We start from the raw sequence: 7560 nt of genomic DNA on the forward strand, positions 1-7560 counted from the left end.
TTTTGGCAACGCAGATGCCGTGCCGCAGCCGCCGGAGCGGTGCTTAAGCCGTCAGGCGGGAATTGTGCGGTGTTGCCTTAAGAATTAAATGTCAGTTTAGCACAGAAAAATTCTGGAATCCTCTTGCTCTCATGCTGCATGAGGGACGTATACGCAAAGTATCCCTTAAAAATAAAAATGCAAATCGAAAGTGAGGCATGATGATCGAATGAATGATTTTGTTTATAACAGCGGCGTACGGATTATTATGCGATTGCGGAAAACTTGAACCGAACAGAATCCGAAAACCTGAACGGAAACCACATTTTTGCAGGCGGGCTGGCACGATTTGCGATATAATAGACAGCATACAAATCGAAGAGAGGGGAATGCTTTGATGGAACTGCAAAAAGGCCGCCCGATGGATACTACGGGCAGATTGGCCAAAGAAACCCGTACCTATGATTTACTGGATAGTCTTGGGATCGAATATAACCGCATTGACCATGCCCCGGCCATGACGATGGAAGTCTGCCAGGAAATTGACAAAACGCTGCAGGCGGTCATCTGCAAAAATCTTTTTCTTTGTAACCGTCAGGAAACCGCGTTTTACCTGCTGATGATCCCGGATACCAAGGTGTTCCACACCAAGGATCTATCCGCCCAGATCCACTCCGCGCGCCTGTCCTTTGCCAAGCCGGAATATATGGAAAAGTTCCTTGATATCACTCCCGGCTCGGTCAGTGTGCTGGGCCTAATGAACGATACCGAAAACCATGTGCAGCTTTTGATCGATGAAGATGTGCTGAACAGTGAATATGTGGGCTGCCACCCCTGCATCAATACTTCCAGCCTGCGCCTGCGCACAAAAGACCTGGTGGAAACCATTCTGCCCGCCATCCACCATGAATTTGTCCGGGTTAAACTGTAATTCTGTGGGGGTAAAGCAGAATGATTTTGATTATGGCAAAATGATGTAATGGCTTCGCCGATTTCTTACACATAAACCACTTTATAATCCAGAGTTATACCATATAGTGGTGCAACCGGCCAGGGGAGCTTTGCTTTTTTGAGTGATTCAAAAAGTGAAGTGTCCCTGGCATTCTTTTTGTCTTTTTCCATGCCTGCAGCAGGCAAAATTTACCGTAATACCGCGGTTGGTACCAGGGGACACACGGCCAAATGCCACATGCAGCACGCTGCCCCGCGCCGGAATGCGGCGTAACGTTAGCAGCCAACGGCATGGATGCGGCGCGCACTTTAACCTTGTTACTGACCACACCTCGTTTTATGAGCGTTACGGCTGGCAGTTTTACTGCATGGTGCAGGGCGATGGCGAGGAAGAGCCCTCGCGGTTGTATATCCATACGATGTAAAGCGTGTTATTGTTCGCTGTGCCCCGCAAGATGTCTGTAAGGTGCGATGCCCTCATTGCGCCGAGGAAGAACCCGAACGATTTATCATCCTCCCCAATAAAAGCATAAACAAAAAGCGGCGTGAACCCAATCACGCCGCTTTTTTAATCGTTAATGCAGATGATAAATATCGGATCGTCCCAATTATACGAAACCAAGCAATCTCTCTTAATACTCCGTCTCGCGGAACTTCAGGCTGCCGTTATCGCCCATTTCGTCCACAATGGCCAGGCTGGCCAGTTTGTAACCCTCGCGGCGCAGCTCGTCGCCGCCCGGCTGGAAGCCTTTTTCAATGCAGATGCCGATACCCGCCACACTGGCTCCGGCCTGCTGGCAGACATCCAACAGACCGCGCATGGCCTTGCCGTTTGCCAAAAAGTCATCCAGAATCAGCACACGGTCATTGGGGCCAAGGAACTTCTGGGCCAGGGTGATATTGTAATCTTTGCCGTAAGTATAAGAATGTACCGTGGAAGTGTACACATCGCCATCAATGTTTTTGCTTTTGGCCTTTTTGGCAAACACCACGGGCACATCAAAGTGGCGAGCCGTCATGCAGGCAATCGCAATGCCGGATGCCTCAATAGTCAGGATCTTGTTTACTCCGTCATCCTTAAAAATGCGGTAAAACTCCTCGCCGATTTTATCCAGCAGGTCAACATCCAGCTGGTGGTTCAAAAAGCAGTCAACTTTCAGCACATTGCCCGGGCGGACCTGCCCATCGCGCAGAATGCGGTCTTCCAAAAGCTTCATCTTAAGATACCCCTTTCATGTTTACCAACTATTATGCCTAATTCCGCCGCGTTTTTCAACCCTTAAAACCAGGTTTTTCATTTTTTTATTACAAACTTTGTCAATATGGTAGTTTGATAATATTTTGTAACCAAACTTTGTGCAAAACCGCCACAAAGGCTTTGGATTCCATCTGTAATTTATGCCGATATTCCGTATTGAAGATTTGCCAACTTAGCGGTATACTTTAGTTTAAATTACAGTTATGGGCTGTGCAACCCGTTCCGGCAGGCGTTTGCCCGCCGGAGACTGTAAATCATTAGGAGGGAATAACAATGAACAAAAAGGTCATCAGTGCAATGCTGGCTGCTTCCATGGCTGTCAGCCTGGCCGCCTGCGGTTCCACCGCTACTTCCGAAGCTACTTCCGCTGTCTCTTCCGAGACTTCCAGCACCGTCGCTTCCGGCGAGTCCGCTGCTTCCGGCTCCTACACCGGCACTCCCATCAAGGTTGGCGGCATCGGCCCCATCACCGGCGCTGCTGCAACTTACGGCAATGCTGTTAAGAACGCCGAAGAACTGGCTGTCAAAGAGATCAACGCCGCAAACGGCAGCGATGTTTTTGACTGGAAGTTCGAGGACGATGAGCACGATGCTGAAAAGAGCGTCAACGCTTACAACTCCCTGAAAGACTGGGGCATGCAGGTTCTGGCTGGCCCCGTTACCACTACCCCGACCCTGGCAGTTGCTGCTGAGAGCGTCAACGATAACATGTTCGTTATGACCCCTTCTGCCTCTGCACAGACCGTTATCGAAACCGGCGACAATGTCTACCAGATCTGCTTCACCGACCCCAACCAGGGTGTTGCATCCGCTGACTACATTGCCGAGAACGCTCTGGCTACCAAGATCGGCGTCATCTATGACTCTTCTGACGCTTACTCTTCCGGCATTTACGCCAAGTTCAAGGCCGAAGCTGAGAGCAAGGGCCTTGAGATCGTCACTGCTGAAGCTTTCACCAGCGACAACAAGAGCGACCTGTCCACCCAGGTTGCCAAGTGCCAGGAAGCTGGCGCTGAGCTGGTGTTCCTGCCCATCTACTACACCGAGGCTTCTCAGATCCTGACCACCGCCAACAAGACTGGCTATGAGCCCATCTTCTTCGGCTGCGATGGCATGGATGGCATCCTGGATGTTGAGGGCTTTGATACCTCTCTGGCTGAGGGCCTGATGCTGCTGACTCCGTTCGCTGCTGACGCTCAGGATGAAAAGACCCAGGCATTTGTTTCCGCTTACGTTGCCGCTTACGGCGAAACCCCGAACCAGTTCGCTGCTGACGCATACGACGTTATCTACAGCATGTACCAGGCAGTTCTGGAAACCGGCGTCACCGGCGATATGGATGCCAGCGAGATCTGCGAGCAGCTGAAGACCGGTTACACCAGCATGACCTTTGACGGCTTGACTGGTACCGGCATGACCTGGGATGCTTCCGGCGCTGTTTCCAAGGATCCTAAGGCTGTTGTGATCAAGGATGGCGCTTACGCCGCTATGTAATCTCTGCACAAAAGCAGGGAACCGCGTGCTGAAAAGCATGCAAAATTGAGTTTTGGCCAATGGGGGCTGCTGATTTACCATGTCAGCAGCCCCCATTTTGTTACGCGCAGAGAAAAAAGTGACAGAAAGTGCCTGTTTTAGCCAAAAATACGTACCTTTTGCGCTTTAAGGCATTGTACTGTGCGGACAGATGTGTTAATATTATATACATATTTTGTTTTTCCGCTGTGCAATAATCAGGTGGCGTGCGTCGCCTTGGTGTGGAAGAACAAGGGAAAAAATAGAGTGAGGTGTTCTGCACAATGCAATTTCTATCCTATCTGATCAATGGCATCAGCTTGGGCAGTGTGTACGCGCTGATCGCATTGGGGTATACCATGGTTTATGGTATTGCCAAAATGCTGAACTTTGCCCATGGCGATGTCATCATGATTGGCAGCTATGTGATCTTTTTCGCATTCGGTTCGTTCGGGCTTAACCCCATTGTGTCGGTGCTGTTGTCCATGGTGGTGTGCACCATTCTGGGCATTACCATGGAGCGTGTGGCCTACCGCCCCCTGCGCGAAGCCCCGTCCCTGGCTGTTCTGATCACAGCCATCGGCGTTTCCTACCTGCTGCAGCAGGTGGCCCAGCTGCTGTGGACTTCCAACCCCAAGAACTTCAAGTCCGTTGTCAGCCTGCAGCCCATTAAATTGTTTGATGGCCAGCTGATCATCTCAGCCGAAACGCTGGTCACCATCCTGGCCTGCATCCTCATCATGGTTGTGCTCACCCTGTTCATCAACCACACTTCTGCCGGTCACGCTATGCTGGCTGTGTCCGAGGACCGCGGTGCTGCCCAGCTGATGGGCATTAACGTCAATGCCACGATTTCTCTGACTTTCGCCATTGGTTCTGCGCTGGCCGCAGTTGCCGGCGCCCTGATGTGTTCCTCTTACCCGACTTTGATGCCCACCACCGGCGCAATGCCCGGCATCAAGGCGTTCGTGGCAGCGGTTTTTGGCGGCATCGGTTCTATCCCCGGTGCTTTCCTGGGCGGTATCCTGCTGGGTATCATCGAAAACCTCAGCAAGGCTTACATCTCCACCCAGCTGTCCGATGCCATCGTGTTTGTTGTTCTGATCGTTGTGCTGATCGTCAAGCCTACCGGCCTGCTCGGCAAAAAGGTCAACGTGAAAGTGTAAGGTGAGGATCATGGCATTAACAAAATGGAACCAAGTGAAAAAAAGCACCAAAAGTAATTTTATCACCTTTAGCATCGTCATTGGGTTTTACATTGTCGTTCAGCTGCTGGCAGCCGCCGGTGTGCTGACCAACTCTTTCTCCGGCCAGCTGGTGCCCATCTGCGCTTATGTGGTCATGGCTGTCTCGCTGAACCTCGTTGTCGGCTTTTTGGGTGAGCTGAGCCTCGGTCATGCCGGTTTTATGAGCGTTGGCGCGTTTTCCGGCACGCTGGTCTGGGTCAGCCTGTATGATGTGGCCCCGCACTGGCTGGCGCTGATCCTGGCCTTTGTTGTGGGCGGCGCTATGGCCGGTATCTTCGGCGTCATCGTTGGTGTTCCCGTTCTGCGCCTGTCCGGCGACTATCTGGCCATCGTTACCCTGGCATTTGGCGAGATCATCAAAAATATTATGAACGCCGTTTACCTGGGCGTGGACGACAGCGGCCTGCATTTCTCCCTTAAAGATGCCGCTTCGATGAACATGGCCGAGGATGGCAAGATCCTGATCAACGGCGCCATGGGCATTACCGGCATCAAAAAGACTTCCACCTTTACCATGGGCATTATTCTGGTGCTTATCACGCTGGTGGTTGTGCTCAACCTGATCCGCTCCCGCGCTGGCCGCGCTATCTCCGCTATCCGCGATAATGAGATTGCTGCCAAGAGCATCGGCATCAATATCACCCGCTATAAGCTGATGGCTTTTGTACTGTCCTCCGTGTTTGCCGGCATGGCAGGCGTGCTGTACAGCTTGAACTATTCTTCTTTGGTTGCCAAAAAGTTTGATTACAACACCTCCATCAACATTCTGGTCTTCGTGGTTCTGGGCGGCATCGGCAGCATCCGCGGCTCCGTGATTGCAGCGGCCATCCTGACCGTTCTGCCCGAAATGCTGCGCGGCCTGAACGATTACCGCATGCTGATCTATGCTATCGTTCTGATTGTCATGATGATCTTTACCCGCAGCCCCAAGCTGGTGGCATGGCGCAAAGAAGTGGCTGAAAAAATCACCGAGAAATTCCCGATTTTGAAGCTGAACAAATTCCTAAAGGATAAAAGCAAAAAGGAGGCGGCATAAATGGCACTGCTGGAAGTCAGTAACCTTGGCATTGCGTTCGGCGGCCTGCAAGCCGTTTCGCAGCTGGACCTTAAAATCGAAAAAGGCCATCTGTATGGCCTGATCGGCCCCAACGGCGCGGGCAAAACCACCGTGTTCAATATGCTGACCGGTGTGTATAAGCCCACCGAGGGCAACATTGTGCTGGATGGCAACGATATTACCGGTGCCACCCCGGAAGCCATCAGCAAGGCGGGCATTGCCCGCACGTTCCAGAACATCCGCCTGTTTAATGATATGACAGTTCTGGATAACGTCAAGGTCGGCCTGCACAACCAGGTTGTTTACGGCATGTGGACCGGTATCCTGCGCTTGCCGTCTTTCCGTGAGAAAGAGCACGAGATGGACCGCCGTGCTATGAAGCTGCTGAAAATTTTTGACCTGGATGCGGAGGCTAACTATAAAGCCAGCCAACTGCCCTACGGCAAACAGCGCAAGCTGGAAATTGCCCGCGCCCTGGCTACCAACCCGAAACTGCTGCTGTTGGACGAGCCCGCAGCCGGTATGAACCCCAACGAAACCGAAGAACTGATGAACACCATCCACAGCGTGCGTGACCAGTTCGGCGTTGCCATCCTGCTCATAGAGCATGATATGAACTTCGTTATGGGCATCTGCGAGGAGATCACCGTGCTGGACTATGGCCGTGTGATTGCCTGCGGCGACGGCAAAACCATCCGCAATAACCCCAAGGTCATTGCGGCCTATCTGGGAGGTGACGACTAATGGGTGAGCTGCTTTCGGTTAAAAATATCAATGTTTATTACGGTTCCATCCACGCCATCAAGGATGTTTCGTTCCATGTGGACGAAGGAGAAATCGTTACTCTGATCGGTGCAAACGGTGCTGGCAAAACCACCACCATGCACGCCATCTCCGGCCTGCTCAAGCTGGCCAGCGGCGAGATCACCTATGACGGTAACCTGATCAGCAAGATGGAAGCCCACAAAATCGTCCGCCTTGGTCTGGCCCAGGTGCCGGAGGGTCGCCGTGTATTCAGTGGCCTGACTGTGCAGCAGAACCTTTCCATGGGTGCTTATACCCGCCACGATGGTAAGGATGCCATCCAGAGCGATTACGACATGGTGTTTGACCTGCTGCCCCGCCTGAAAGAGCGCCGCAACCAGCCCGCCGGAACTCTTTCCGGCGGCGAACAGCAGATGCTGGCCGTGGGCCGCGCCCTGATGTGTAAACCCAAGATCCTGCTGCTGGATGAACCCTCCATGGGTCTTTCTCCGCTGCTGGTCAAGGAAATTTTTAAGATCATCCGCGACATTAACCGCCAGGGCGTTACTGTGCTGCTGGTGGAACAGAACGCGAAGATGGCACTGGATATTGCCAACCGCGCCTATGTGCTGGAAACCGGCACCATCAAGATGGAGGGCGAAGCCACCGAGCTTGCCAATAACATTGAGGTGCGCAAGGCTTACCTTGGCTGCGAATAACCATAGGGCAACACCGCACAATTCCCGCCTTACGGCTTAAGCACCGCTTCGGCGGCTGCGGCACGGCATCTGCGTTGCCAAAATGCTCGATAA

8 protein-coding genes are annotated in these 7560 nt (G+C 52.4%); 7 read left to right on the forward strand and 1 reads right to left on the reverse strand.

Annotation, left to right across the window (positions count from 1 at the left end; all coding sequences use genetic code 11):
* Positions 1-376: 376 nt before the first annotated feature.
* Both C4885_RS14520 and C4885_RS14525 read left to right on the forward strand, forming a co-directional pair.
* Positions 377-910, forward strand: a complete 534-nt coding sequence (locus C4885_RS14520; protein WP_114001019.1) for a prolyl-tRNA synthetase associated domain-containing protein — start codon at positions 377-379, stop codon at positions 908-910.
* A gap of 283 nt (positions 911-1193) precedes the next feature.
* Positions 1194-1355: a hypothetical protein gene (locus C4885_RS14525; RefSeq protein WP_371681683.1), complete on the forward strand. Its 162-nt coding sequence runs from the start codon at positions 1194-1196 to the stop codon at positions 1353-1355.
* 207 nt (positions 1356-1562) lie between these two features.
* On the opposite strand, the gene C4885_RS14530 is transcribed toward C4885_RS14525, so the two are convergent.
* Positions 1563-2147: a xanthine phosphoribosyltransferase gene (locus C4885_RS14530; RefSeq protein WP_114001020.1), complete on the reverse strand. Its 585-nt coding sequence runs from the start codon at positions 2145-2147 to the stop codon at positions 1563-1565.
* A gap of 314 nt (positions 2148-2461) precedes the next feature.
* Here C4885_RS14530 and C4885_RS14535 point away from each other — a divergent pair, with 314 nt between their 5' ends.
* From C4885_RS14535 to C4885_RS14555, 5 genes are all read left to right on the forward strand, one after another.
* Positions 2462-3682 carry an ABC transporter substrate-binding protein gene (locus C4885_RS14535; RefSeq protein WP_114001021.1) on the forward strand — a complete coding sequence of 407 codons (1221 nt, stop codon included), beginning with the start codon at positions 2462-2464 and terminating at the stop codon, positions 3680-3682.
* Between the two features lie 302 nt (positions 3683-3984).
* Positions 3985-4866: a branched-chain amino acid ABC transporter permease gene (locus C4885_RS14540; protein WP_114001022.1), complete on the forward strand. Its 882-nt coding sequence runs from the start codon at positions 3985-3987 to the stop codon at positions 4864-4866.
* Positions 4867-4876: 10 nt separating this feature from the next.
* Positions 4877-5983 carry a branched-chain amino acid ABC transporter permease gene (locus C4885_RS14545; RefSeq protein ID WP_114001023.1) on the forward strand — a complete coding sequence of 369 codons (1107 nt, stop codon included), beginning with the start codon at positions 4877-4879 and terminating at the stop codon, positions 5981-5983.
* Positions 5984-6748 carry an ABC transporter ATP-binding protein gene (locus C4885_RS14550; protein ID WP_114001024.1) on the forward strand — a complete coding sequence of 255 codons (765 nt, stop codon included), beginning with the start codon at positions 5984-5986 and terminating at the stop codon, positions 6746-6748.
* Complete coding sequence (locus tag C4885_RS14555) at positions 6748-7467, forward strand: ABC transporter ATP-binding protein (RefSeq protein ID WP_114001025.1); 720 nt, start codon at positions 6748-6750, stop codon at positions 7465-7467. Before C4885_RS14550 ends, C4885_RS14555 begins: the two co-directional genes overlap by 1 nt.
* The last annotated feature ends 93 nt before the right edge of the window (positions 7468-7560 follow it).

The sequence above is a fragment of the Subdoligranulum sp. APC924/74 genome (assembly GCF_003324125.1).
GTDB lineage: Bacteria > Bacillota > Clostridia > Oscillospirales > Ruminococcaceae > Gemmiger > Gemmiger qucibialis.